The organism is Streptomyces sp. Ag109_G2-15 (genome assembly GCF_900215565.1).
Lineage (GTDB): Bacteria > Actinomycetota > Actinomycetes > Streptomycetales > Streptomycetaceae > Streptomyces > Streptomyces diastatochromogenes.
Genome location: NZ_OCNI01000002.1, coordinates 1,182,365 through 1,207,244, shown reverse-complemented (window position 1 = coordinate 1,207,244; position 24,880 = coordinate 1,182,365). Strand labels below are relative to the sequence as shown.

Annotated in this window: 22 protein-coding genes and 1 pseudogene; 12 read left to right on the top strand and 11 right to left on the bottom strand. The window is 71.0% G+C overall.

The genetic code is table 11. From position 1 onward, the window contains the following. From CRP49_RS41850 to CRP49_RS41835, 4 genes are all read right to left on the bottom strand, one after another. Entirely contained in the window at nt 1-393 is a 393-nt protein-coding gene (locus CRP49_RS41850; RefSeq protein ID WP_097258585.1) for a hypothetical protein, read from the bottom strand. 145 nt (nt 394-538) lie between these two features. Beyond that, nucleotides 539-1,192 carry a zf-HC2 domain-containing protein gene (locus CRP49_RS41845; protein WP_097258584.1) on the bottom strand — a complete coding sequence of 218 codons (654 nt, stop codon included), beginning with the start codon at nt 1,190-1,192 and terminating at the stop codon, nt 539-541. Between the two features lie 151 nt (nt 1,193-1,343). After that, nucleotides 1,344-1,859 (bottom strand): hypothetical protein, encoded by a 516-nt coding sequence (locus tag CRP49_RS41840; RefSeq protein WP_097258583.1) that lies wholly within the window; start codon nt 1,857-1,859, stop codon nt 1,344-1,346. A 151-nt stretch (nt 1,860-2,010) separates the two neighbouring features. Further along, entirely contained in the window at nt 2,011-2,559 is a 549-nt protein-coding gene (locus CRP49_RS41835) for a sigma-70 family RNA polymerase sigma factor (protein WP_097259314.1), read from the bottom strand. A 244-nt stretch (nt 2,560-2,803) separates the two neighbouring features. On the opposite strand from CRP49_RS41835, the gene CRP49_RS41830 reads away from it, so the two are divergent. Continuing rightward, the gene (locus CRP49_RS41830) at nt 2,804-3,955 is read left to right on the top strand and encodes a CapA family protein (RefSeq protein WP_097258582.1); all 1,152 of its coding nucleotides are present in this window, start codon (nt 2,804-2,806) and stop codon (nt 3,953-3,955) included. On the opposite strand, the gene CRP49_RS41825 is transcribed toward CRP49_RS41830, so the two are convergent. Beyond that, nucleotides 3,956-5,380: an amino acid permease gene (locus CRP49_RS41825; RefSeq protein WP_097258581.1), complete on the bottom strand. Its 1,425-nt coding sequence runs from the start codon at nt 5,378-5,380 to the stop codon at nt 3,956-3,958. 190 nt (nt 5,381-5,570) lie between these two features. Then, nucleotides 5,571-6,041 (bottom strand): universal stress protein, encoded by a 471-nt coding sequence (locus CRP49_RS41820; RefSeq protein WP_097258580.1) that lies wholly within the window; start codon nt 6,039-6,041, stop codon nt 5,571-5,573. 88 nt (nt 6,042-6,129) lie between these two features. On the opposite strand from CRP49_RS41820, the gene lysX reads away from it, so the two are divergent. Then, the gene (lysX, locus tag CRP49_RS41815; protein ID WP_097258579.1) at nt 6,130-9,408 is read left to right on the top strand and encodes a bifunctional lysylphosphatidylglycerol synthetase/lysine--tRNA ligase LysX; all 3,279 of its coding nucleotides are present in this window, start codon (nt 6,130-6,132) and stop codon (nt 9,406-9,408) included. Here lysX and CRP49_RS41810 read toward each other — a convergent pair. Further along, entirely contained in the window at nt 9,353-10,828 is a 1,476-nt protein-coding gene (locus tag CRP49_RS41810; RefSeq protein ID WP_179852018.1) for an MFS transporter, read from the bottom strand. The two genes, lysX and CRP49_RS41810, sit on opposite strands and share 56 nt — an antisense overlap. A 178-nt stretch (nt 10,829-11,006) precedes the next feature. Between CRP49_RS41810 and CRP49_RS41805 the strand changes: the two genes are divergently transcribed. After that, nucleotides 11,007-11,843 carry a polysaccharide deacetylase family protein gene (locus CRP49_RS41805; RefSeq protein WP_097258577.1) on the top strand — a complete coding sequence of 279 codons (837 nt, stop codon included), beginning with the start codon at nt 11,007-11,009 and terminating at the stop codon, nt 11,841-11,843. A gap of 30 nt (nt 11,844-11,873) precedes the next feature. Here CRP49_RS41805 and CRP49_RS41800 read toward each other — a convergent pair whose 3' ends face one another. Then, nucleotides 11,874-12,551 (bottom strand): class F sortase, encoded by a 678-nt coding sequence (locus CRP49_RS41800; RefSeq protein ID WP_097258576.1) that lies wholly within the window; start codon nt 12,549-12,551, stop codon nt 11,874-11,876. Nucleotides 12,552-13,235: 684 nt separating this feature from the next. On the opposite strand from CRP49_RS41800, the pseudogene CRP49_RS48680 reads away from it, so the two are divergent. After that, a pseudogene (locus tag CRP49_RS48680) lies at nt 13,236-13,637 on the top strand (hypothetical protein); the annotation flags it as partial. A 100-nt stretch (nt 13,638-13,737) separates the two neighbouring features. Here the strand turns inward: CRP49_RS48680 and CRP49_RS41790 are convergent. Then, the gene (locus tag CRP49_RS41790; protein ID WP_097258575.1) at nt 13,738-14,502 is read right to left on the bottom strand and encodes a DUF4239 domain-containing protein; all 765 of its coding nucleotides are present in this window, start codon (nt 14,500-14,502) and stop codon (nt 13,738-13,740) included. Nucleotides 14,503-14,533: 31 nt separating this feature from the next. Continuing rightward, complete coding sequence (locus CRP49_RS48675) at nt 14,534-14,662, bottom strand: hypothetical protein (RefSeq protein WP_257033813.1); 129 nt, start codon at nt 14,660-14,662, stop codon at nt 14,534-14,536. Nucleotides 14,663-14,702: 40 nt separating this feature from the next. Between CRP49_RS48675 and CRP49_RS47360 the strand changes: the two genes are divergently transcribed. The 5 genes from CRP49_RS47360 (at nt 14,703) to CRP49_RS41765 (ending at nt 20,442) form a co-directional block, all read left to right on the top strand. Then, nucleotides 14,703-15,188 carry a hypothetical protein gene (locus CRP49_RS47360; protein ID WP_179852017.1) on the top strand — a complete coding sequence of 162 codons (486 nt, stop codon included), beginning with the start codon at nt 14,703-14,705 and terminating at the stop codon, nt 15,186-15,188. Nucleotides 15,189-15,379: 191 nt separating this feature from the next. Further along, nucleotides 15,380-16,351: an SCO0930 family lipoprotein gene (locus CRP49_RS41780; protein ID WP_097258573.1), complete on the top strand. Its 972-nt coding sequence runs from the start codon at nt 15,380-15,382 to the stop codon at nt 16,349-16,351. Between the two features lie 257 nt (nt 16,352-16,608). Beyond that, nucleotides 16,609-17,421, top strand: a complete 813-nt coding sequence (locus CRP49_RS41775; RefSeq protein WP_097258572.1) for an SAM-dependent methyltransferase — start codon at nt 16,609-16,611, stop codon at nt 17,419-17,421. Further along, nucleotides 17,418-19,562, top strand: a complete 2,145-nt coding sequence (locus tag CRP49_RS41770; RefSeq protein ID WP_097258571.1) for a bifunctional diguanylate cyclase/phosphodiesterase — start codon at nt 17,418-17,420, stop codon at nt 19,560-19,562. The genes CRP49_RS41775 and CRP49_RS41770 overlap by 4 nt, the downstream gene beginning before the upstream one ends. A gap of 100 nt (nt 19,563-19,662) precedes the next feature. Continuing rightward, nucleotides 19,663-20,442 (top strand): SDR family NAD(P)-dependent oxidoreductase, encoded by a 780-nt coding sequence (locus CRP49_RS41765; RefSeq protein WP_097258570.1) that lies wholly within the window; start codon nt 19,663-19,665, stop codon nt 20,440-20,442. A 54-nt stretch (nt 20,443-20,496) separates the two neighbouring features. On the opposite strand, the gene CRP49_RS41760 is transcribed toward CRP49_RS41765, so the two are convergent. After that, nucleotides 20,497-21,381: a LysR family transcriptional regulator gene (locus CRP49_RS41760; RefSeq protein WP_097258569.1), complete on the bottom strand. Its 885-nt coding sequence runs from the start codon at nt 21,379-21,381 to the stop codon at nt 20,497-20,499. Between the two features lie 120 nt (nt 21,382-21,501). On the opposite strand from CRP49_RS41760, the gene CRP49_RS41755 reads away from it, so the two are divergent. From CRP49_RS41755 to CRP49_RS41745, 3 genes are read left to right on the top strand one after another with little or no spacing between them, the layout of a single operon-like run. Then, nucleotides 21,502-22,173, top strand: coding sequence for a succinate dehydrogenase (locus CRP49_RS41755; RefSeq protein ID WP_097258568.1), 672 nt, complete (start codon nt 21,502-21,504; stop codon nt 22,171-22,173). A 1-nt stretch (nt 22,174) separates the two neighbouring features. Next, nucleotides 22,175-24,124, top strand: a complete 1,950-nt coding sequence (locus CRP49_RS41750) for a fumarate reductase/succinate dehydrogenase flavoprotein subunit (RefSeq protein ID WP_097258567.1) — start codon at nt 22,175-22,177, stop codon at nt 24,122-24,124. Continuing rightward, nucleotides 24,121-24,870: a succinate dehydrogenase/fumarate reductase iron-sulfur subunit gene (locus CRP49_RS41745; RefSeq protein ID WP_097258566.1), complete on the top strand. Its 750-nt coding sequence runs from the start codon at nt 24,121-24,123 to the stop codon at nt 24,868-24,870. The genes CRP49_RS41750 and CRP49_RS41745 overlap by 4 nt, the downstream gene beginning before the upstream one ends. Nucleotides 24,871-24,880 lie beyond the last annotated feature (10 nt).

Sequence of the window (24,880 nt, the reverse complement as noted above, 5' to 3'; positions counted from 1 at the left end):
TTAGGTCCCCGCCGCGGAATGCTTCGCGACGAACGTCTTCAGCAGGTGTTCCACCTGCTCGTCCGTCGCCGCGGAGATCTCCAGGGTGTCCCCGTCCAGCGTGAGGGTCAGCGACGGGCGGGTGTCCCGGCCACGGCTGCGGCCCAGCCAGTCACGGAGAACGCTCGCCACCTGGCCCAGCCCGGCGAGGGATCTGCCGAGACTCACCAGCAGGGTGCCGACCAGAGCGGCGTCCACGGCCCTTGCCCCGGGCGGGATCTCTCCGGCGGGGACGGACCTGACGTCGTCCACGTCGAGTGGGAGCAGTTCCTCACGCAGATAGCCGGTGAGCTCCGCCACGTGCTCGGGTTCCGTTCCCTCCTCGGAGAGACGGATCAGCAGTTGGTTCTCCACCGGATCAGCCCCTTCGGTCGTGCTCTGAGGGGGCGGCGTGGAGCGTTCCGTCGGTGGCTCCACGTCTTCGTCTACAGTCTCTGCCCAGGGCCGCGCGACAGCAAATCCGTTGCCGCGCAACGTGATTGCCGCTTCAACGAGGTGTTCAGTCGGCGTCGACCGACACCAGCCGCTGTCCGTCCGCGGTGCGCACCTCGTAGCGGGCGATCTCGTCCGGATGCATGGTGGAGCCGGCCATGGTCGTGGTCGTCCCGGTGTCGTGGTCGGCCACGGTCCAGCCGCTGACGACCTGCTCCGAGCCGTCGCGGCCGATGACGACGAGCCGGCAGGAGTGCGGTCCGGAGGCGTCCTTCACCTCCAGCCGCATCCGGCTGCCGGAGTACCCGTCCTCGGTGGTGACCTGCGCCCACACCCCGGTGCTCGGGTCGGTCGCCGCGGTGACCTGCGCGTCGGGCTGATCGTGCCCGGCGTAGACCATGAGCCCCGATCCGGCGACGGCCAGCACCACCGAGGCGGCGAGGCCGTACAGGAAGCGGCGGCGCCGTGCCCGGTGCCGGTGTGCCAGTTCGCCCATCAGCCGGTCGAGCAGTCGGGGGCCGGGCTGGGCCATGGGGTGCACGAAGCGCGGCGTGGAGCGGCGGTACAGCATCAACTGCCGTGCCGTGGGACCAAATTCGGTCACCTGTGCCGCGCACTGAGGGCACTCCATGAGGTGGTCCTCGAAGCGGAAGGCCTCCGCCTCGTCCAGCACGCCGAGCGCGTACGCGCCGACGTCGCGATGCCTTTCCAGGGACCTCATGCCGAATCCTCGTGCCTATGGGTGTGGGTGGGGTTACTCCTTGCTCCCACCCGTACGCAGCGGACAACCGAATCACTCAAGCCGCACACCGAATCGTGACCAAGAGATTCGGAGCCGCCCGGCCCGCGGATTGGTGCGAATTCGAGAAGGCTCAGAAAAGGTGGATGGCCAGATGCCCGAGGGGCAGCCCGAGCCGCCAGGCCGGGGTCCACACCTTCGGCCCCTCGTCCTCGCCGAACACCGCGCCGCCGCCCGGCACCGCGTCCAGGTCGGGCGCGAGCAGTTCGGTCTCCTCCAGCCAGCGCCAGGCCTCGGCCGCCAGCGCCAGGTCCGGCGACGGCGTGCCGGCCCCGGCCTCCTCGCCCGTCAGCTCGGCCATTCGCGCGCGCACCCACTCCTGCCACGGCTGGTCGTACGCCGTCAGCGACAGCCAGGTCTCCAGCTGCGAGATCACCCGGATCCCGGACAGCTCGCCGTCGGTGTCGGAGAGGAAGACGGTCAGCGCCAGCGCGTCCCGGCCGGCCCGGAACTCGAAGGACGTCGGCGGCATCAGGTCGCCGGTGCGCAGCAGCTCGTCGGCGATGTACTCGGCGTACAACCAGGCCATGGGAACGGCCAGTTCACCGCCGCCGGTGCCGTCCGTGCTCTCGTGCCCTCTGTGCAGCATCCCTTCCTGCCTTCCTCCGGTGCGTGCGTGTCGCCCGAAACCCTGGACCCACTACGGGCAGCCCCCGTCCGGAACACGGATGAGGACAGCTGATTGCCCGAACGGGGGTCACAGCAAGGCGCTTTACCGAGGTTTGACCCAGCCCTCGGTTTCACCGCAGGTCGGCCGCGTAACCCGGAAGGACCCGGCGCAGGGCGCGCAGCGCGTAGTACGCGCGGGATTTCACGGTACCCGGTGGAATTCCCAGGGTCTGCGCCGCTTCCGCCACACTGGCACCGCGGAAGTACACGAGTATCAGCACGTCACGGTGTTCCGGCGTGAGTGTCTTCACAGCTTCCCGGACATCGAGCATCTCGGCGGCCCGCTCGGCATGGTCGGCGGTCACCCGCGCGTTCTCGGGCACCTCGTCGCCGACCTCGGGCGGCCGCGCCTGCCGGGCCCGCCGCGCGTCGATCGCGAGCCGCCGGGCGACGGTCAGCAGCCAGGGCCGTACGGAGTCGAAGTCGTCGGCGTGCAGGGCCTCGGGGTGCTGCCAGGCGCGCACCAGGGTCTCCTGCACGAGGTCCTCGGCGCGCTGCCGGTCCCCGTCGCTCAGCCTGAGCAGCAGTGCGAACAGGGAGCCGCCGTGCTCGCGCTGGAGTGCGGCCAGCTCGTGCTCGGCGGTCGTCGTCCCGTGGGTGAGTGAGGTTCCGGCCGTCATGGCCGTATGGCAGCGCAGGGCGCCGGCGGACGACAGGGGGCGCACCCGGCTCTGCGACGGACGGTCGATCGTGTCGGCGAACGGTAGGGCGAGCGGTGGTCCGGGAGCGCGCGGGTCGGCGCCGGATGGGCTAATTCGGGCGCCCGGACTGTTTGCGCGGGGGGTCTGATTCATACCCATATGCACGTAAAAACCTTGTCTGTAAATACGACGTCTGTAGATACGACGATCCCGGGGTGAGCTGATGATCGGACGCAGGAAGCAGGTGGCGCTGGCCCTGACCGGCCTCCTCGCCGCCGCTGCCGCCTGTCAGAACCAGGTGCGGCACGAGTCCGCGGGCACGGGCCGCCCGGCGCCGTCCGCCGCCCGCGCCTTCACCCTCGTCGCCTCCGGCGACGTGCTGCCGCACAGCTCCGTCATCGAGCGGGCGGGCTACGACGCCGGCGGCAACGGCTACGACTTCCGCCCCATGCTCTCCGGCGTCGAGCCCGTCGTCAGCCGTGCCGATCTGGCCCTGTGCCACATGGAGACCGTGTACGGCGCCGACGGCGACTACAGCGGCTACCCCGTCTTCAAGTCCCCGTCGCAGATCGCCCAGGGCCTGGCCGCGACCGGCTACGACGGCTGCTCCACCGCGTCCGACCACGCCCTGGACGACGGCGCGGCCGGCCTCCGGCGCACCCTGGACGCCATGGACCGGGCCGGCCTCAGGCACGCCGGAACCGCCCGCACCCAGGACGAGGCCCGCTCGGTCACGATGCTCCAGGCGGGCGGGGCCCGGGTCGCGCACCTGTCGTACACCTTCGGCACCAACGACATCCCGCTGCCGACCGGACAGCCCTGGGCCGTCAACCTGATCGACCGGGACCGGATGATCGCCGACGCCCGCGCCGCCCGGCAGGCGGGCGCCGACGTGGTCGTCGTCTCCGTGCACTGGGGCACCGAGTGGCAGGACGCCCCCGACCGGCTGCAGCTCACCCTCGCCCAGCAGCTGACCGCCTCGAAGACGAACGGCCGCCCGGACATCGACCTCATCCTCGGCACCCACGCCCATGTCCCGCAGGCCTACGAGAAGGTCAACGGCACCTGGGTGATCTACGGCATGGGCGACCAGATCGCCGGCGAGATGTACAACGACAAGGGCGTGCAGGACTCGCGCGGCAACGACTCCACCCTCGGCCGCTTCACCTTCGCCCCGCCCGCCCGTCCCGGCGACCGCTGGCAGGTCACCAAGGCCGAGTTCGTCCCGCAGATGTACGACCTCGACGCCGGCCGAATCCTCGACCTCAACCGGGCGATCTCCGACGGCGCCGAGCTGGAGGGGGTGCGCGACCGCATCCGGGAGGTCGTCCTCAGCCGCGGGGCCGCCGACGACGGGTTGGTCATGGGGGAGTGATCACTCGGCGGACCGCGGCCGGGCCAGCGCGGAACGGCGGTAGGAGTAGCCGAAGTAGACCACGCAGCCGATCACGAACCACACCGCGAACCGCACCCAGGTCTGCCACTGCAGGAACGTGATCAGCCAGATCGAGAAGACGACACCCAGCGCGGGCACGAACGGCATCCACGGGGTCCGGAAGGTGCGCGGCAGCTCCGGCTGCCGGTAGCGCAGCACGATCACCGCCGTGCACACCACCACGAACGCCAGCAGAATGCCGATGTTGGTCAGCTCGGCCGCCTCGCCGATCGGCAGGAACCCGGCGATGACGGCCGAGGCCGCCCCGACGATCCAGGTCACCCGGGTCGGCACGTGCCGCGTCGGGTGCGTCTTGGCGAACCAGATCGGCAGCAGCCCGTCCCGGCTCATGCTGAACCACACCCGGGTCACGCCCAGCATGAACGTGAACATCACCGTGAGGATGCCGATGATCGCGCCCACCGCGATCACGTCCGCGAGCTTGTTCAGCCCCACCGACTTGAACGCCGACGAGAAGCCGCTCTCCGGGTCGATCTCCGTGTAGTGCTGCATGCCGGTCAGCACCAGGCAGGCCGCCACGTACAGCACCATCGAGATCGCCAGCGAGTAGATGATCGCCTTCGGCATGTGCCGCTGCGCGTCCTTCGACTCCTCGGCCGCGGTCGACATGGCGTCGTAGCCGAACACCGCGAAGAACACGGTCGCCGCACCGGTGAACGCCCCGCTGACGCCGAACGGGAAGAACGGGTGGTAGTTCGCGCTGTTGATGTGGAACACGCCCACCCCGATCACCAGCAGCACCACCAGCACCTTCAGTGCGACCACGAACGTCTCGAAGCGGGCCGCGGTGCGGATGCCCATGGTGAGCAGCCAGGCGATCAGCAGACACAGCGCGGCCGCGAACAGGTCGACCCGGTGCCCGTGCCCGGTGCCGGGCGCGCCCAGCATCCAGGCGGGCAGGTTCGCGCCCAGCTCCTCGACCAGGAAGCCGAAGTATCCGGAGATGCCGATGGCGACGACGGCCACGATCGCCGTGTACTCCAGCAGCAGGTCCCAGCCGATGAACCAGCCCGCGAACTCGCCGAGCACCGCGTAGCCGTACGTGTACGCCGACCCCGCCTTCGGGATCAGCCCCGCGAACTCGGCGTACGACAGCGCCGCGCAGGCGCTCGCCACACCGGCGATGAGGAACGACACCAGCACCGCGGGCCCGGCCGTCTCGTGGGCCACCGTGCCGGCCAGCGTGAAGATGCCCGCGCCGATGATGCCGCCGATGCCGATGGCGGTGAGCTGCCACAGGCCGAGCGACTTGTCCAGCCGGGGGCCCTCGCCGACTTCGGTGTCCTCGATGTGCTCGATGGGTTTGCGACGGAGAATTCCTTCACCCATACGGAGCTTGGCCATACGCCTCACCTCTTCGCCGATGGCAAACGGCTGACGGCGGATCATGATGGCTCAGCCCGGTCCCGTACGGAAGACGCCACGCACGGGGGCGGCGGGCTCGGGGGTGTCTTGTGGATCAGCCCGGTCTTCGCTGCCGAGCGCCTCGAACGGACCCCGGCCGACCGGGTTCCCGTACCCTCGCCGCCCCGCGCTACGGAACGACCGTCACCGGCCAGCGCCCCGCCTTCACCAGCCGTACCGCCACCGAGCCGATGATCCGGTGCCCGGCCTGCTCGGAGGCGCCCACGACCACCGCGTCCGCCTTCAGCTCGTCCGCCGCCTTCACCAGGCCGTTGTAGGCGTCGCCGCGGAAGGTGCGGAACTCCCAGCGCAGGTCGAATACCCCCTTGACCCGCTCCGTCGCGTCCCGGATCTGCGCGATCAGGTCCTCGGCGATCGCGTCGGTCGTCTCCGCCACCGGCGCCCCGAGCGCCGCCCCGGCCGCGAGCACCGGCTGCACGTACACGGCGACCAGCAGCGCGTTCTGGCGCCGGGCCAGACCACCCGCGTAGGCGGCGGCCCGCATCGAGGAGTCGGAGCCGTCCAGCCCGACCACGATGACCTTGGGGCCGTCCGTGCCCCGCTCGAACTGGTGCGCGTGCTCTTCGTGCTGCTCCGTCACATCCTGAGGCTATCGGAACCGGCGCTTCCTGCGACGTCCGGGCCCGCTCGACGGGCGAGCCCGCCGGGCCCTTCCTAGAGTCGGAACCATGACTGCCATCGCCGGGCCGGCCGCATGGAGGGATGCCACGGGCCCGGTACGCCCGCCCGCCGCCGGACGCCTCGGCTGGGTGCCCGAGGCCTTCGCGACCTTCTTCGCCGCGCTCGGCCTGCTGTGCGCCCTGCTCGCGTTCTTCGCTCCGCTGCGCCTCCTGCTGCGCCCGGTCGTGCACACCCTCGACCTGCTCCTGGTCCCCATCAGCGCCAACCTCGCCTACGCGGTCTTCCTGTTCCTGCTGGCCGCCGCCACCGGCGCCCGCAAGAAGGTCGCCTGGTGGCTGGTCGTCGTCTATCTGGGCCTGGTCGTGGTGAGCGACATCCTCGGCGTGGCCCTCGGCCAGTACACCGAGTCGGTGCCGTCCCTTGTGCTGTGCGGCCTGCTGCTGCTCCTGCTGGTGACGGCCCGCAAGGAGTTCTACGCCGCCTCCCGCCGCGGTGCCGTGTGGCGGGCCCTCGGCGTGCTGCTGGCCGGGCTCGCCGTGGCGATCCTGGCCGGCTGGGGGCTGGTCTCGCTGTTCCCGGGCACCCTCCCGGAGGGCCAGCACCTGGCCTGGGCGGCCGACCGGGTGTGCTTCGGGCTGGCGTCCAACAGCGTCTTCGCCGGCCGCCCGCCCCGCAAGGTCACCTTCCTGCTCGGCCTGTTCGGCGCGCTCGCCCTGCTGAACGCGGCCGCCGCGCTGTTCCGCTCACAGCGCCTGGAAGCGGCCCTGCACGACGACGAGGAGGCCCGCATCCGCGCCCTGCTCAGGGCCTACGGCGACCGGGACTCGCTCGGCTACTTCGCCACCCGCCGCGACAAGGCCGTCGTCTTCTCCTCCAGCGGCAAGGCCGCCGTCACCTACCGCGTCGAGGCCGGCGTGTGCCTCGCCAGCGGCGACCCCGTCGGCGACCCGGAGGCCTGGCCGCACGCCATCGAGGGCTGGCTGAAGGTGGCCCGCCGGCACGCCTGGGCGCCCGCGGTGATGGGCGCCTCCGAGGACGGCGCCCGCGCCTACGCCCGCGCCGGACTCGGCGCCCTCCAGCTCGGCGACGAGGCCATCCTGCACATGCCCGGATTCGACCTGGACGGCCGGGACATGCGCGTCACCCGCCAGGCCGTGCACCGCGTCCGCCGCACCGGCGCCACCTGCCGCATCCGCCGCCACGCCGGCCTCACCGACCACGAGATGGAGGAGATCGTCGACAAGGCCGACGCCTGGCGGGACACCGAGACCGAACGCGGCTTCTCCATGGCCCTGGACCGGCTGGGCGACCCCGCCGACGGCGACTGCCTCCTCGTGGAGGCCCTCAGCGACGACGGCCGGCTCCTCGCGCTGCTCTCCCTCGTGCCCTGGGGCCGCGACGGCGTCTCCCTGGACCTGATGCGCCGTGACCGCACCGCCCCCAACGGGGTCATGGAGTTCATGGTCGCCGAACTGTGCACGGCCGCCCCGAAACTGGGCGTGCGCAGGATCTCGCTGAACTTCGCCGTCTTCCGGTCCGTCTTCGAGGAGGGCGCCCGTATCGGCGCCGGACCCGTCCTCCGGCTCTGGCGCCGGCTGCTGCTGTTCTTCTCCCGCTGGTGGCAGCTGGAGGCCCTCTACCGCTCCAACGCCAAGTACCACCCGGAGTGGTACCCGCGCTTCATCTGCTACGGCGAGACCGCCTCCCTCGCCCGGATCGGCCTCGCCTCCGGCATCGCCGAGGGATTCGTCTCCGTACCGTCCCTGCGCAAACTCTGGGGCAAGGGACACCCGAGGACGGGGCAGCGGCCCGCCACCACCGAGGGCCTGCCGCCGCTGACGGCGCTCGGTCTCGAAGGAGGGGGCGAGGCCGGCCCCGCCGCCCCGGACGCGGGCCTGCCCGACCAGGTCCGTGTCCGGCACCGCACCCTCGACCGCCTGCGCGCCACCGGCACCGACCCGTACCCGGTCGGGGTGCCCGCCCCCACCCACGCCCTCGCCGACGTCCCGCAGGGCCAGGACGTCACCGTGGCCGGCCGCGTCATGCTGGTGCGCGACTTCGGCGGCATCGTCTTCGTGACGCTGCGCGACTGGTCCGGGGACCACCAGCTCGCCCTCACCCGCGACCGTTCCGGAGCCGTCCTCGACCGCTTCCGCGCCGACACCGACATCGGCGACCACATCACCGCCACCGGCCGCGCGGGCCGCAGCGACAAGGGCGAGCCCACCGTCTTCGTCACCTCCTGGCAGCTGACCGGAAAGTGCCTGCGCCCGCTGCCCGACAAGCGCCGCGGGCTCGCCGACCCGGAGACCAAGGTCCGCCGCCGCTACCTCGACCTGGTCACCAGCCCCGACGCCCGCCGGGTGATCCGCGCCCGCTCCACCGCCGTACAGGCAGTGCGCCAGGGCCTGCTGGACCGCGGTTTCGTGGAGGTCGAGACCCCGATGCTGCAGCAGATCCACGGCGGCGCCCACGCCCGGCCCTTCACCACCCACATCAACGCCTACGACCTCGACCTGTACCTGCGCATCGCCCCCGAGCTGTATCTGAAGCGGCTGTGCGTCGGCGGCCTGGAGAAGGTCTTCGAGCTGGGCCGCACCTTCCGCAACGAGGGCGTCTCCTACAAGCACAACCCCGAGTTCACGATGCTGGAGGCCTACCAGGCGCACGCCGACTACGACGTGATGCTCGACCTGACCCGCGAGCTGATCCAGGGCGCCGCCACCGCCGCCTTCGGCTCCCCGGTCGCCCGCAAGGACGGCCGGGAGTACGACATCTCGGGACCGTGGCCGGTGAAGACCGTGTACGGGGCGCTCTCCGAGGTGCTGGACGAGGAGATCGGCCCCGGCACCGAACTGCTCCGGCTGCACCGGCTGTGCGACCGGGCCGGTGTGCCGTACACCGCCGACGACGGCCCCGGTGACGTCGTCCTGGAGATGTACGAGCGGCTGGTCGAGGAACGGACCCAGCTGCCCACCTTCTACAAGGACTTCCCGACCGAGGTCTCCCCGCTCACCCGGCAGCACCGCACCGACCCGCGGCTCGCCGAACGCTGGGACCTCGTCGCCTTCGGCACCGAACTCGGCACCGCCTACTCCGAGCTGACCGACCCCGTCGAACAGCGGCGCCGGCTCACCGCGCAGTCCCTGCTGGCCGCCGGCGGCGACCCCGAGGCCATGGAACTGGACGAGGACTTCCTCGAAGCCCTCGAGTACGCGATGCCGCCGACCGGCGGACTTGGCATCGGCGTCGACCGGCTCGTCATGTTCCTCACGGGCCTGACGATCCGGGAGACCCTGCCGTTCCCGCTGGTGCGCCGTCGCTAGCGCCCGGATCCGGGGCGGTGGCCCGCAGGCTCTGCCGGGGCAGGGTCAGCAGCGCGACCGCCGCGGCGGCCAGGCACAGGGCCGCGCCGAGTTCGAAGCAGTCGCGGAAAGCGCGGCTGAAGACGGCCTCGTAGGCCTTGCGACCGCTGAGCGACGCGGACGGTCCATGCTCGGCGACCGTCATGACCCCGACGAACAGGGACGCGCCGAGGCCGGCGCCCAGCTGCCGGGAGGAGTTCAGTCCCCGGGGCAGCGCACCGCTCCCGGACCGCGCGAAGCTCACCGGCAGGGCGAGCACCCCGCAGCCGTAGGCGATCAGCAGCAGCGGCAGCAGTACGTCGGCGAAGTGGTAGGCGCCGTCCCTCAGGTTCAGCAGGACGAACCCGGCCGCCGCCACACCGCAGGCCACGGCCACCGTGGCGGCGAGACCCGCGCGCGCCGCGAGCGCGGGCAGGGTCGAACAGCCCAGCACCAGCCCGGCGACGGCGGGCAACAGGGCCCAGCCCACCGACTCGGGGGAGAGACCGCCCAGGAGCTGAAGGGCCAACGTGAGGACCACCGGGGCACCGGCCAGACACGCCGCCAGCAGCGCCACCACGGTGTACGCGCCGAACGCGGCCCGCTCCTGGTACAGCCGGGTGAACAGGGACGGCTCCGCCCCGCGCCGGCCGAGCCGGCTCAGCGAGGACGGCGTCAGCGCACCGGCCACCGCGACGGCGATGACCGTGGTCGGGGACACGCTGTGGTCCCCGAGCCAGCCGGCGAACCAGGCGAGGAAGCCCAGCGGGACGACGGCGGCCGCCGCGTGGCCCACCCGGGACCGGGCCTCGGGGCCGGGCGCGGACTCGGTGAGCGTCAGCGGGACCAGCAGCAGGAGCAGTACGCCGACGACGGCCTGGACCCAGAAGACGGCCGCACCCGACTCCACGGTGTCCAGCAGCACCGTGGACGGCAGCAGCACCGCCGGTCCGGCAGCCGCGACGACCGCGAAGTGCACGCTCAGCGCCCGGTCACGGCCACGGCCCTCGGGATGCGTGGACTCGATCAGCGCCACCGCACCGGCCGTGATCGCCGCCGCGGCGACCCCCTGTACCGCCCGTGAGGCCAGCAGCACATCGGCGTCCTGCGACACCGCGGACGCCATACCGGCGAGGCTCGACAGCACGAGACCGCCCATCAGCACCCGCCGCTGCCCGAACGCCTCGCCGAGCGCCACCGCGAGCACCGGCAGCGCGGCGAAACACACGCTGTACGTGGTGAGCAGCCACGTCAGCCCCTCGATGGACAGCCGCGCCCGGGACTGGATCCACGGCAGCGCCACCGCGAAGGCCGTCGTGTCGAAGACGACCAGTACCTGGGCGACGGCCAGCAGCACCACCGCCGACCGCCCGCGCAGTACCCCACTTGTTCCCCCGCGCACGACCAACCCCGCTCGACCCCCACCCGCAACACCATTCACTTCCCTGTGGACTGACCGATTATCAGAAACCCGGACGGCGGATCACAAGGGCCTTCGTGCTGCGCCGACCGAGTGCATTACCGCCGCCGCACCGGTGTCGCTGTGGTGCGCCGAAGGCTCGTCGGGCGAGTGATGAGTCATGCAGAAGGATCAGTTGTTCACACGGCGTCGGATGCTTCTCGCCTCGGTCTTCGCTCTGGGAGCCGCGGGCACCGCCGGAATCGTCATGGCGGACGGCGACGAGGACGCGGCCCGCATCGCCGCACCCGTCGCCGGCGCACCCGCACTGCAGGCGCTCAAGCCCTCCGCCTACCGCCTCCAGCCGCTCACCGGATACGGCCCGCCGCGCGCCGAGCCACGCAAGCTCAAGGTGCGCCACGAGCCCATCCTGCAGATCTCCGGACGCGGCCGGCACATGATGCTGACCTTCGACGACGGACCCGACCCCCGCTACACCCCGCACATCCTCGACACCCTCGCCGAGTACGACGTACGGGCGATGTTCTTCGTGTGCGGGGAGATGGCCGTCGCCAACAAGGAACTGCTGGCCCGGATGGCCGACGAGGGGCACATCGTCGGCAACCACACCTATACGCATCCGCTGCTGACCACCCTCAACCGCCGGGAGATCCGCTCCGAGATGGAGCGGACCAGCGACGTCATCGAGGACGCCTACGGGGAGCGCCCCCAGTGGTTCCGCGCACCCTACGGCGCCTGGAACCGCGCGGCCTTCCAACTCGGCGCCGACATGGGCATGGAGCCGATGGCCTGGACCGTCGACACCACCGACTGGGAGACACCCGGCACCGGCACCATCGTCGACCGGGTCGAGAGCGGCGCCGCCCCCGGTGTCGTGGTGCTCTCCCACGACGCCGGGGGCGACCGGTCGCAGAGCGTCCACGCGATCCGCGAGTATCTGCCCTATCTGCTCGACTCCGGCTATCACCTCACCGTGCCGCGCCGCCGTCCGTCCTGACCGGGCACTCGCCCGCCCGGTGACGGCGGCTCACTCGACCGCGGCCAGGCGGGCGAAGACGACGACGTTCCCGTCGTAGCCGTGCTGCTTCGAGAAGCCTCCGCCGCAGGTGATCACCCGTAGTTCCGCCGTGCCCTTGGAGCCGTACACCCGGTCGCTCGGGAAGTCGTTCTTCGCGAAGACCTCGACTCCGTAGACCTGGAACACCGCGGTCCTCCCGTCCTTGCGCAGGATGTCGACGCGACTTCCCTTCTCCAGGGCCCCGAGTCCGTAGAACACGGCGGGGCCCTGCTTGTTGTCGACGTGCCCGACGATGATCGCGGTGCCCTTCTCCCCGGGCGAGACCGCACCGGTGAACCAGCCCGCCAGGTTGGGGTTCTCCGGCGGCGGGGCGCCGACCCAGCCCTGGGCGTCCAGGCCGACGGGCATGACGGGCGCGTCGACCCGGATCGAGGGGATCCGGATCCGGTCGGCCGCGCCGAACGGCAGGGCGGCGGGGCCGCTCGCGAACGGGCTCGGGGTGGCACCGCCGTCCGCTGTCGCCGCCGCTGCCGAAGCGGGCTGCGGCGGCCCGACGTCGAACTCTCCCGAACCGTTCCGAATGAGCGCCAGGCCGGTCAGTAGAACGAGCGCCACCACGCCCCAAGGGGCGCGCTTCCTCCGCCGCTCCTCCTCTTCGGCCAGCTCGGCCAGCTCGGACGCAGACATTCGCATGGGAAAACGCTAAGTCCCGTGCGAGCGGCGGGCGACGGTGCGGCGGGCGAACGGGTGGTCCGTCACCCTGTTGGAGCGCCATACGAGTTGCAGCCGAAAGGATTTTCCTGACGGTCTGTGACCTGCGGCAATATCCGATTGTGTGGTTTTCCCGTGGTGTGTCGGCTCACCAGGACGGACCATTCTCGACATGCGGGCGTGTTCCGGGCGTCGGAGGGTTCTGTCGGGAGGTGCCTTCTCGCCGATAGTCCGGGTACGGGACCCGGAGTGCCTCCCGCGGAGGTTCACATGCGAAACCAACGTGCCCTGGCGGCCGCGTGCGCAGCGGTCGCCGTGCTGGGCCCGGCCGCCCCCGTGGCCGTAGCGGACGGTATGGGCAGCGGAGGCGGCTCGGACACCGTCATCACCATCCCGGGCAACGGCAACATCGGGAACGGGTTGGGCAACGGCCTCGGGAACGGGTTCGGAAACGGCAACGGCAACTTCTGCCAGGGGAACAACAACGGGCGGAACGACAACAACGGGCGGAACGACAACAACGGGCGGTGCGACAACTTCGGTCGGGGCAACAACAACGAACGAGGCAACAACAACGGAAGGGGTGACAACAACGGTCGGGGCGACAACTTCGGCGGCCGCGGTGACGACTTCGGCCATGGGGACGACTTCGGGGGCCGGGGCGACGGCAACCCCCGAAACATCCTCGCCTCGCCCACGGTGATCGCCGCCGGCGGCCGGCTCGCCATCACCGTGGACGGCTGCCGCGGCGGCACGGCGTCCTCGCGCGCCTTCCGCACCACCCAGCTGACGCAGATCCGCGACGACACCTCACGTGGCATCGCCACCATCGACAGCGACGCTCGTCCCGGCCGCTACGACATCACCGTCAACTGCAACGGCCGCACCCTGACCCGCCCCAACGCCTTCACCGTGCTCGGCGCCGTCCAGGGCGGACTCGGCGGCAGCGTCACGAGCGGGGCCACGCCGACCGACATGGCGATCGGCGGCGGGCTGGTGGCCTCGGCCGTCATCGGAGGCGGTGCGTTCTGGCTGCGCCGCCGCGACGAGAAGCGGATCTGACCGGCCCCGGATCCCGCCCGCCGGAGCGCGGCGCACCATCGCACGCGGACAGGCCTTCGCCCCGATTCCTCTGGGAACCGGGGCGAAGGCCTGTCCGTGATCAACCCTTGACGTGCGGGAACAGGTTCAGGAACGGTTCGGCGCTCGCCGCGATCCCTCTGCTGTAGGGGGCGTCGAAGTCCCAGATGAGGAAGAGCATGAAGGCGATGGTCGCGGAGAAGAACCCGGCCAGGATCAACTCGCGCCGGGTGCGCCGGATCTGCAGCGCGAAGACCATGCAGACGGTGACGACCGCTCCGGCGAGCAGCCCGAACCACACCACGCCCGGCATCGTCGCCCCGGTCGAGTCGGCGCGCGCGTTGCGCGCCTGGTCGGCGGCGGCCATCTGGTCCAGCAGCGGCTGGTAGGCCTGCGCCTCGAAGTCGTTCTTCGGCTGATAGTCCGTCACGTCGTGGCGGAGCGTCGCCAGCAGCTCGGTGCCACGCCCGGTGACGTGCCCGTGGTCGGTCATCGCCTTCCACTCGGTGGTCACCACGTACTGGACATAGGTGTCGGCGTCGCCCCGGATGCGGTCACGGACGTCCGGCGGATACACCCGCACCCGCTCGGAGATCTCGTGCAGCGCCTGGGCCTCGGCCTGCACATGGTCCTGGGCGGCGCTGCGCGCCTCCCACACGCCCGCGATGGCCAGACCCAGGACGATGGCGTACACGACACCGATCCACATCGTCATGTACTCGATGACGTCGGGGGTCTCGCTGGGGTCCTCGTCGTCCGGAGCCCTCTTGTGCCGTACGAGGGTGATGACGACCACCACGGCACAGGCCCCCAGCATCGCGAGGACGAGAACAAGCCAATCCGACAACAGGTGCCTCCAGAAGTGAGCGGCCGGCCCGTCAGCGCGGGCGCAGCGCCGCGACGGCGACGATCGCGGGAACGGTGATCAGCAGGACGTAGGTGACCGGTGTGGTGGCGTCGGGCGCCGCGTGGCGGGTGGCCCTGGGGTGGTACGCCGGGTAGCTCACCGGGGTCACGGAGGGGTGCGGTCGGGCCCTGGGTGCCGGGGTGGGCCTCGGCTTCGGGTCGGGCCGGGGAGTCGGCGTCGGGGTGGGCCGGGGTGCCGGTGGCGCCGGGGCGGGCCGGGTGGGCGGCTGCGGCTTCGGTTTCGGCGGGGCCTTCGTCGTGGGCGTCGGCGTCGGCGTCGGCGTGGGCGTCGGTGTGGGAGTGGGCGTCGGTGTGGGCGGGCACGGCGTCGGCGTGGGTGTCGGGCACGGCGGGGGCGTCGGCCAGTGGTCGCCGCCTCCCGCCACGGCCACCGCCACCGTGCCGTCCGGGCCCGTCGAGGCGGACGCGCAGGCGTCGGCCGACGCGGTCCCGACCGGGCAGCCCACCAGAGTCCAGGTCAGCGCCAACAGGGCCAACACCCGTGTGGCGGGCGCACATCGGGTCACTTCGGGTCCATGCACGACGGAGATCATGAGGCTCGGGGCGCCGTCGTACTCCGGAGTGCGCCGGGATTGGCCCGAAGGGGTGACAAATCGCGACCAATAGTTTGAAGGGATGATGTGGACCAACTGGCCGATTTATGGGCTCGTACGACTCCCCGCGCGCGGGACGCGTCACAGGATCCGGAAAGAATTTCGCGTCCCCGTTGAACACTCCGCCCCCTCCGCTGCGTACCCATGGCCGTGCGGCGGCGCAGCAAGGCGCTGCAATATCCAGGCGAATTTGGGGAGTTGGCGATGAAGACATCCTGGCGGACCGCCTCACTGGTGGCCACGGCCGCTTCGGTGCTGGCGCTGACGACGGCGTGCGGTCAGGACAACAGCACCACCCCGGCATCGGCGGCCCAGAACGTCGGGGCCACGGCCGCTGCGGGTGACTACGGCAACCCGGGCGCCGCAGCCGGCACGGGCACCGCCGCGGGCAACGGATACGGCGCCGACGGCAACCAGAGCTCCAGTTCCCCGAGTCCGGCCGCCCCCGCGGGCAAGCTGACCGTGGCCAGCAACCCCGACCTGGGCAACGTGCTGACCGACGGTTCCGGCCTCACCCTCTACCGGTTCGACAAGGACACCGCCAATCCGCCCAAGTCGAACTGCGAGGGTGACTGCGCCACCACCTGGCCGCCGGTGCCCGCCGACGACGCCGGCGCCGGCGCCGGCATCGACAAGGCGCTGCTCGGCGAGGTCACCCGCCCTGACGGCACCAAGCAGCTGACCATCGGCGGCTGGCCCGCCTACCGCTACGTCAAGGACGTCAACTCCGGTGACGTCAACGGCCAGGGCGTGGGCGGCAAGTGGTTCGCGCTCGCCCCCAACGGCAAGAAGGCCTCGCTGTCCGCCCTGCCCGGTCTGTCCGTCCGCAAGGACCCCAAGCTGGGCGACATCATCGTGGACAAGAACGGCATGACGGTCTACCGGTTCCTGAAGGACAAGGCGTGGCCGAAGGTCGTCTCGAACTGCGTCGGGGCCTGCCTGGAGAAGTGGCCCGCGGTCGCCCCGGTCAAGCCCGAGAACACCGAGGGCGTCCAGAAGAAGGGGCTGATGGGCTTCGCCCGGCCCGACGGGGAGAAGCAGATGACCGTCAACTGCTGGCCCATCTACACCTTCTCCGGCGACAAGGCCGCCGGTGACACCAACGGTCAGGGCGTGGGCGGCACTTGGTACGCCGTCTCGCCCGACGGAAAGCCGGTCGGCGCGCCGGGCAAGTAGAGATCACCTCCCCAGGGTCGATCGCCCCGCCCACCGGCGCCTGACCGAAGGTCCGCCCCCTCCGCACCGCACGGAGGGGGCGGACCGCTGTTTTCACCAGGCCGTCACACAGCGGGGTCACATGGGCACTTGCCGCAGGCAGTGACCGGGAACGGATGGTCAATTTCCGGTTCGGGTCGCTCCTTTGGCGGGCGATCAGTAGCCTCAGCTCGAACACCGGATCGCCTGGACCTGTCGCCTACGCCTTGGAGAGATACATGGAGCGTCCCGCCTGGGCCCCACGAAGCATCGACATCTCGGTGCCGAGCGTTTCGCGTATCTACGATTTCTACCTGGGCGGTTCGCACAATTTCGAGGTCGACCGGGAGGCGGCCCGCAAGGCGATGGAGTTCGTGCCGGGCATGCCGAAGATCATGCAGGCCAACCGGGCGTTCATGCGCCGGGCGGTGCGCTTCGCGGCAGGGGAGGGCATCACCCAGTTCCTCGACATCGGCTCCGGCATCCCGACCTTCGGCAACGTCCACGAGGTGGCCCAGGCCGCGGCGCCGGGCGCACGCGTCGTCTACGTCGACCACGATCCGGTGGCGGTCGCGCACAGCCAGGCGGTGCTGGAGGGCAACGAGGACGCCGAGGTGATCGCGGCCGACCTGCGCAAACCCCAGGAGATCCTCTCCAGTCCCCAACTGGAGCGCCTTATCGACCTGAATCGGCCAGTGGCCCTCCTTCTCGTTGCCATACTGCACTTCGTGGAAGACGCGGACGACCCGTACGGTGCGGTGGCGGAGCTGCGCGAGGCGCTCGCGCCCGGCAGCCTGCTGATCCTCACCCATGCCTCGTACGAGGGAATCCCGTTGCCTGCGGAGCGGGCCGAGGGCGCGGTGGACGTATACAAGGACATTCGCAACCCGCTGATCATGCGCTCGCGCGAGGCGATCGCACGGTTCTTCGAGGGGTACGACATGGTGGAACCCGGACTGGTGCCGATGCCGCACTGGCGCCCGGAGTCGGCGCCGGAGGACGAGGATCCGTACGCCTTCTCCGGATTCGCCGGCGTGGGGCGCACGGCGTGAGCGCGGAGCCGGACGGGCCGGAGGACAGACTGCGCCGGCTGACGACGATCTGGAGCCGGGCGGTCTTCCCGGTCACCTCCACGTCGCTGACCCGCGCGGAGTTCACGGAACAACTCCTTCCGCTCGCACGCCGGTTGAGCCACCTCCTGCGGGCCCGCAGCTTCGACTCCGAGGAGGCCAAGGCGGTCGGCGCCGCGCTGGTCGAGGCGCACTGCACCGACCCCGAGGCGCTCACCCGCACCCTGGACTGCGTCGACGCCTACCTGGTCCTCTACTGCGGCGAGGACGGCCCCCAGGACGAACTGCGCATGCGCTCCTCGCGGTTGCAGCACGCGATGGCCGCCGGGTACGCGCAGGCCCTGCGCGAGCGCACCCTCACCGAGCAGGAGGCCATCGCCCAGGCCGCGTTGCAGGCCCAGGGCGTGGTCGCGCAGGCGCTGCACGCCAGCGAGGCCCGCTTCCGGGCGGTGTTCGAGGGCGCGGCCATAGGCATCGGCATCGCCGACCTGGAGGGCAACGTGCTCCAGGTCAACGAGGCGCTGCTGCGCATGTTCGGCGGCTCCGAGCAGACCGTACGCGGCCGCAACGTCATGGAGTGGACGCACCCCGAGGACGCGCCCCAGACCTGGAAGCTCTACGACGAACTCGTCCGCGGCGAACGCGAGCACTACCACGTCGAGAAGGCCTTCAACCGCCCCGACGGCACGGTCCTGTGGACCAACCTCACGGTCTCCCTGCTGCGCGACGCCGACGGCGCCCCGCAGTACCAGCTGGCCCTCATGGAGGACACCACCGAGCGCCGCCTGCTCAACCTCCGGCTGCGCTACGAGGCCACCCACGACGCCCTCACCGGACTGCCCAACCGCACCCTGTTCTTCGAGCGTCTGGAGAAGGCCCTGGGCGCGGGCGAGGGCCAGCGTTTCGGCCTGTGCTACCTCGACCTGGACGGCTTCAAGACCATCAACGACAGCCTCGGCCACGCGGCCGGCGACCGGCTGCTGGTGGAGGTCGCCGACCGGCTGCAGTCCTGCGCCACCGCGCCCGGCGAGATGGTCGCCCGGCTCGGCGGCGACGAGTTCGTGGCCCTGACCACCGGCCCCGGCACCGAGCGCGAGGTCGACGAACTCGCCGAACGCATCCTGAACGCGCTCATCACCCCCATCAGCATCGACGGCCGTGACCTGCTGGTGCGCGGCAGCCTCGGCATCGTGGAGGGCCCGGCGGGCGAGCGCACCGCGGCGGAGGTCCTGCGCAGCGCGGACATCACCATGTACCGGGCCAAGTCGGCGGGCGGCAACCGCTCCGAACTGGCCGACCCGGAGGCCGACGCCCGAGCGATCACCCGCCACGGCCTGACCACCGCCCTCCCCACGGCCCTGGAGCGCGGCGAGTTCTTCATCGAGTACCAGCCCCTGGTCCACCTCGGCGACGGCAGCGTCCGCGGTGCCGAGGCGCTGGTGCGCTGGCTGCACCCGCAGCACGGCGTCCTCGGCCCCGACCGCTTCATCCCGCTCGCCGAGCACACGGGCCTGATCGTCCCGCTCGGCCGCTGGGTCCTGGAGGAGTCCATCCGCCAGGCCCGCGAATGGCGAGAACGGTACGGCGAACAGACGACCGCCGGCCCCCTGCGCATCAACGTCAACCTCTCCCCGTGCCAGCTCAGCCATCCCGGCCTGGTCCAGGACACGGTGGAGATCCTCGAACGCGCGGGCGTCGCCCCCGACGCCCTCTGCCTGGAGGTCACCGAGTCGGCGCTGATCGGCGCCGACGACGACCTCCTCAAACCCCTGCGGCGACTCGCCGAGATGGGCGTCGACATCGCCCTGGACGACTTCGGCACCGGCTACTCCAACCTCGCCAACCTGCGCCGCCTCCCGGTGAGCATCCTCAAACTGGACCGCTCCTTCACCCAGGGCATGCAGCAGTTCCCGGCCGACCCGGTCGACCTGAAGATCGTCGAGGGCATCGTCACCCTGGCCCACAGCCTCGACCTCGCGGTCACCGTCGAGGGCGTGGAGACCGGCGCCCAGGCCGAACAACTCCGCATACTGGGCTGCGACACGGCCCAGGGCTGGTACTACGCCCGCCCCGGACCGCCGGAGCGGCTGCACGAGCTGGCGCTGGTGGACGCGACGGGCTGACGGCGCGCGGGTACGACCGTGGCGGCCCGCTCCGCCGCCACGTGCCGGTGCCGCACGGCCGTGCTCTACTTGATCTGTTCCTCGAAGGAGCCGGATCGTCATGAGCATCGAGCTGCACGGCAGGACAGCAGTCGTCACCGGGGCGAGCAAGGGCATCGGCCTGGCGATCGTACGGGCGCTCGCGCAGGCGGGCGCGAGCGTCGTCGCCGGATCCCGCACCACGTCCGAGGGCCTGGACGCCCTGGTCAAGGACGGCTCGGTCACCTGGGTCCCGGTGGATCTCGCCGAGCCGCAGGCGGCGGAGCAGCTGGTCGGCGCCGCCCGGGGACGCGTCGACGTCCTGGTCAACAACGTCGGCTCGGCCCCGGTCCGCACCAACGGCTTCCTGTCCGTGACCGACGCCGACTGGCAGCGCACCCTCGACCTGAACCTCCTCACCGCCGTACGGGTCACCCGGGCGGCCCTGCCGCTGATGCTGGAGGCCGGACAGGGCGCGGTGATCACCGTCGCCTCGGTCAACGCCACCCTGCCGGACCCGATGGTGATCGACTACAGCGCGAGCAAGGCCGCCCTCGTCGCGTTCTCCAAGGCGCTGTCCAAGGAGGTCGGACCCCGGGGCATCCGGGTCAACACCGTGAGCCCCGGACCGGTGGAGACGGAGCTGTGGCTCGGCGGGGGCGGGGTGGCCGACACGCTGTCGGCCGCGGCGGGCAGCACGCCCGAGGACGTGGTGGCCCAGGTGTCGAGCGCCACCGTCACCGGCCGTTTCTCGCGGCCGGAGGAGGTCGCCGACCTGGTCCTGTTCCTGGCGGGCGACCGGTCGGGCAACATCGTCGGCAGCGACCTGGTGATCGACGGCGGCTTCGTCCCGACCTGGTGACCCGGATCTGGTGACCCGGACCGCGTGACCCCGACCTGGTGACCGGCCGCGTGATCACCTCTCCAGCAGCATCCGCTGCAACTCCCGGGCCGCGCGCGGCGGAGCCACGTCGCTGCGGTGGGCCAGCGCGATCGTACGGTGCAGGCCGGGCCGGGCCAGCGGAGTGACCCGCAGCCCGCGCCCGGTGCGGGCCGCCACCATGCGCGGTACGACCGCGACGCCCAGCCCGGACCGGACGAAGCCGAGGACCGCGTCCATCTCGCCGCCCTCCACCGCGAAGTCCGGCTCGAAACCCTCCGCCCGGCAGGCGGCGACCGTCAGCTCCCTGAGGTCGTAGCCGTGCCGGAACATCACCAGACGCTCGCCCTCCAGATCCGCGATGCGCACGACCCGGCCGCCCCCGCCGGGCGCCGGCACCTCCGGTGAGGACACCACCACCAGGTCCTCCCGCAGCAACTCCACCGTGGTCAGGGCGGGCGCGGGCGTCGGCAGCGGGAGCACGACGAGGGCGAGGTCGAGGGCGCCACGGGCCAGCCCCCGCACCAGGTCGTGCGAGCCGCCCTCCTCGATCAGCAGCCGGATGCCCGGATAGCGGTCGTGGAAGGCGCGCAGGACGTCCGGCAGCAGACCGGTGCACAGGCTCGGCGTCGCGCCCAGCCGCACCCGCCCCCGCCGCAGCTGCACCAGCTCCTGCACCTCGTACCGGGCCGTGTCCGCGTCCGCGAGGATCCGCCGGGCCAGCGGCAGCAGCGCCTCGCCCGCGTCGGTGAGCGTGATGTTGCCCCGCGCGCGCAGGAACAGATCCGCGCCCAGCTCCCGCTCCAGCGCCTTGATCTGCTGCGACAACGACGGCTGGGCGACATGGACCAGCTCGGCGGCCCGGGTGAAGTGCCGGGTCTCGGCGACGGCCACGAAGTACTGAAGCTGCTGGAACTGCACGGTTACAGAATAGTCCCTGCCTATGGAAACAAGCTGGACCATGTCTTGGACCGATCGGGTCCGGCACGCCTAGCGTGCTGTGCCATGGCTCTGGCAACGCGGACGGACCGACGGCCGTCCATGGCGCGCACGATGTGGGACAGCACCGTCGGCAAGAAGACGATCATGGCCGTCAGTGGTCTGATCATGCTGCTGTACCTGGTCGCACACATGATCGGGAACCTGAAGATCTACTTCGGGGCGGGCGAGTTCAACCACTACGCCCACTGGCTGCGCACCGTCGGCGAACCGTTCATGCACTACGAGTGGACGCTCTGGCTCATCCGGATCGTGCTGGTCGTCGCCGTGGTCGCCCACGCCACGTCCGCGTACCAGCTCAGCCGCCGCGACATCAAGGCACGGCCCAGCAAGTACGTGCACAAGAAGCCGCGGGCCAGTTACGCCACGCGGACCATGCGCTGGGGCGGGATCATCCTCGGCCTGTTCATCGTCTGGCACATCCTGGACCTGACCACCGGCACCGTGCACTCCGGCGGCTTCCAGGAGGGCCACCCGTACCAGAACGTGGTGGACACCTTCTCCACCTGGTACGGCAACGTCATCTACATCGTCGCGATGCTCGCGCTCGGCCTGCACATCCGGCACGGCTTCTGGAGCGCCGCCCAGACCCTCGGCGTCGGCAGCCGCGCCCGCGACCGCGCCCTGAAGACCGTCGCCGACGTCCTCGCGCTGCTGCTCACGGCCGGCTTCATCGCCGTACCCGTGGGCGTCATGACCGGAGTGGTGAGCTGACATGACAACCTACGTGGACTACACGACCGGTGACGCCGTCGTCGACGGCCAGGCGCCCTCCGGCCCGATCAGCGAGCGCTGGGACAAGCGCCGCTTCGAGGCCAAGCTGGTCAACCCCGCCAACCGCCGCAAGCACACCGTCATCGTGGTCGGTACCGGCCTGGCCGGCGGCTCCGCGGGCGCCACGCTCGCCGAACAGGGCTACCACGTCGTCCAGTTCTGCTACCAGGACTCCCCGCGCCGCGCCCACTCGATCGCCGCGCAGGGCGGCATCAACGCGGCGAAGAACTACCGCAACGACGGCGACTCGATCCACCGGCTGTTCTACGACACCGTCAAGGGCGGCGACTTCCGGGCCCGCGAGTCCAACGTCCACCGCCTCGCGCAGATCTCGGTCGAGATCATCGACCAGTGCGTGGCACAGGGCGTGCCGTTCGCCCGCGAGTACGGCGGCCTGCTCGACACCCGCTCCTTCGGCGGCGTCCAGGTGTCCCGAACGTTCTACGCCCGCGGCCAGACGGGCCAGCAGCTGCTGCTGGGCGCCTATCAGGCGCTGTCGCGGCAGATCGCCGCGGGGAACGTGGAGATGCACCCGCGCACCGAGATGCTGGACCTGATCGTCGTGGACGGGCGGGCGCGCGGCATCGTGGCGCGGGACCTCGTCACCGGGAAGATCGACACGTACTTCGCCGACGCCGTCGTGCTCGCGAGCGGCGGCTACGGCAACGTCTTCTACCTGTCCACGAACGCCATGAACTCCAACGCGACCGCCGTCTGGCGGGCGCACCGGCGTGGCGCCTACTTCGCCAACCCCTGCTTCACCCAGATCCACCCCACCTGCATCCCGCGCACCGGCGACCACCAGTCCAAGCTCACCCTGATGAGCGAGTCCCTGCGCAACGACGGCCGGATCTGGGTGCCGAAGGCCAAGGGCGACACCCGGCCCGCGAACCAGATCCCCGAGGACGAGCGCGACTACTACCTGGAGCGCATCTACCCGTCCTTCGGCAACCTGGTCCCGCGCGACATCGCCTCCCGCGCCGCGAAGAACGTCTGCGACGAGGGCAGGGGGGTCGGCCCCGGTGGCCAGGGGGTGTACCTGGACTTCGCCGACGCGATCAAGCGGATGGGGCGCAAGGCCGTCGAGGCCAAGTACGGCAACCTCTTCGACATGTACCAGCGGATCACCGACGAGGATCCGTACGAGGTGCCGATGCGGATCTACCCCGCCGTGCACTACACGATGGGCGGCCTGTGGGTCGACTACGACCTGCAGACCACCGTCCCGGGCCTGTTCGCGATCGGCGAGGCCAACTTCTCCGACCACGGCGCGAACCGCCTCGGTGCCTCCGCCCTGATGCAGGGCCTCGCCGACGGATACTTCGTCCTGCCGTCGACGATCAACGACTATCTCGCCCGCAACCCGCACCAGGAGGCGGTGACGGCCGAACATCCGGTCGTCCAGGAGGTGTTGGCCGAGACGGAGGACCGGCTCAACCTGCTCCTGTCCGTCGACGGCGACCGCACCCCCGACTCCTTCCACCGCGAACTCGGCGAACTCATGTGGGAGTTCTGCGGCATGGCGCGCACGGACGCGGGTCTGCGCAAGGCCCTGGAGCGGATCCCGCAGATCCGTGAGGAGTTCTGGCGGCGCATCAAGGTGCCCGGCACCGGCGAGGAGTTCAACCAGTCGCTGGAGAAGGCCAACCGCATCGTCGACTACCTGGAACTCGCCGAGCTGATGTGCCTCGACGCGCTGCACCGCGGCGAGTCCTGCGGCGGCCACTTCCGCGAGGAGTCGCAGACACCGGACGGCGAGGCCGCCCGCAGGGACGAGGAGTTCTCCTACGCGGCCGCCTGGGAGTTCACCGGCACCGGCGATGCGCCCGTCCTGCACAAGGAAGACCTGGTCTTCGAGTACGTCCACCCCACCCAGCGGAGCTACGCATGAAGCTCAACCTGCGCGTCTGGCGGCAGAAGAACGCCGACGCCGAAGGCGCCATGTCCACGTACGAGGTGGACGGCATCTCCTCCGACATGTCCTTCCTGGAGATGCTCGACACGCTCAACGAGGAACTCATCCTCAGGGGCGAGGACCCGGTGGCCTTCGACCACGACTGCCGCGAGGGCATCTGCGGCGCCTGTTCCCTCGTGATCAACGGGGATGCGCACGGGCCCGAGCGGACCACCACCTGTCAGCTGCACATGCGGTCCTTCAAGGACGGCGACACGATCGACATCGAACCGTGGAGGGCGTCGGCGTTCCCGGTGATCAAGGACCTGGTCGTCGACCGGTCCGCCTTCGACCGGATCATCCAGGCCGGCGGTTACATCTCCGCGCCGACGGGCTCCGCGCCGGAGGCGCATGCGGCGCCGGTGCCGAAGCCGGATGCGGACTTCGCGTTCGAGCACGCCGAGTGCATCGGGTGCGGGGCGTGTGTGGCCGCGTGCCCGAACGGTGCGGCGATGCTGTTCACCTCCGCCAAGGTCAACCATCTGAACGTGCTGCCTCAGGGGGCGCCCGAGCGGGAGACGCGGGTGCTGGACATGGTGGCGCAGATGGACGCGGAGGGGTTCGGCGGGTGCACGCTGACGGGTGAGTGTGCGACTGCTTGTCCCAAGGGGATTCCGCTCATGTCCATCACCGGCATGAACAGGGAGTGGCTGCGGGCCAACCGGAAGGTGGGCAAGCGCTAGCCGCAGGAGA

What these genes read in the sequence shown, in the direction of transcription:
- CRP49_RS41745 (WP_097258566.1), top strand. Translation starts at nt 24,121, where the DNA reads ATGAAGCTCAACCTGCGCGTCTGGCGGCAGAAGAACGCCGACGCCGAA.
- CRP49_RS41830 (WP_097258582.1), top strand. Translation starts at nt 2,804, where the DNA reads ATGATCGGACGCAGGAAGCAGGTGGCGCTGGCCCTGACCGGCCTCCTC.
- lysX (WP_097258579.1), top strand. Translation starts at nt 6,130, where the DNA reads ATGACTGCCATCGCCGGGCCGGCCGCATGGAGGGATGCCACGGGCCCG.
- CRP49_RS41775 (WP_097258572.1), top strand. Translation starts at nt 16,609, where the DNA reads ATGGAGCGTCCCGCCTGGGCCCCACGAAGCATCGACATCTCGGTGCCG.
- CRP49_RS41805 (WP_097258577.1), top strand. Translation starts at nt 11,007, where the DNA reads ATGCAGAAGGATCAGTTGTTCACACGGCGTCGGATGCTTCTCGCCTCG.
- CRP49_RS41780 (WP_097258573.1), top strand. Translation starts at nt 15,380, where the DNA reads ATGAAGACATCCTGGCGGACCGCCTCACTGGTGGCCACGGCCGCTTCG.
- CRP49_RS41800 (WP_097258576.1), bottom strand. Translation starts at nt 12,551, where the DNA reads ATGTCTGCGTCCGAGCTGGCCGAGCTGGCCGAAGAGGAGGAGCGGCGG.
- CRP49_RS41845 (WP_097258584.1), bottom strand. Translation starts at nt 1,192, where the DNA reads ATGAGGTCCCTGGAAAGGCATCGCGACGTCGGCGCGTACGCGCTCGGC.
- CRP49_RS41750 (WP_097258567.1), top strand. Translation starts at nt 22,175, where the DNA reads ATGACAACCTACGTGGACTACACGACCGGTGACGCCGTCGTCGACGGC.
- CRP49_RS41825 (WP_097258581.1), bottom strand. Translation starts at nt 5,380, where the DNA reads ATGGCCAAGCTCCGTATGGGTGAAGGAATTCTCCGTCGCAAACCCATC.
- CRP49_RS41755 (WP_097258568.1), top strand. Translation starts at nt 21,502, where the DNA reads ATGGCGCGCACGATGTGGGACAGCACCGTCGGCAAGAAGACGATCATG.
- CRP49_RS41765 (WP_097258570.1), top strand. Translation starts at nt 19,663, where the DNA reads ATGAGCATCGAGCTGCACGGCAGGACAGCAGTCGTCACCGGGGCGAGC.
- CRP49_RS41835 (WP_097259314.1), bottom strand. Translation starts at nt 2,559, where the DNA reads ATGACGGCCGGAACCTCACTCACCCACGGGACGACGACCGCCGAGCAC.
- CRP49_RS41840 (WP_097258583.1), bottom strand. Translation starts at nt 1,859, where the DNA reads ATGCTGCACAGAGGGCACGAGAGCACGGACGGCACCGGCGGCGGTGAA.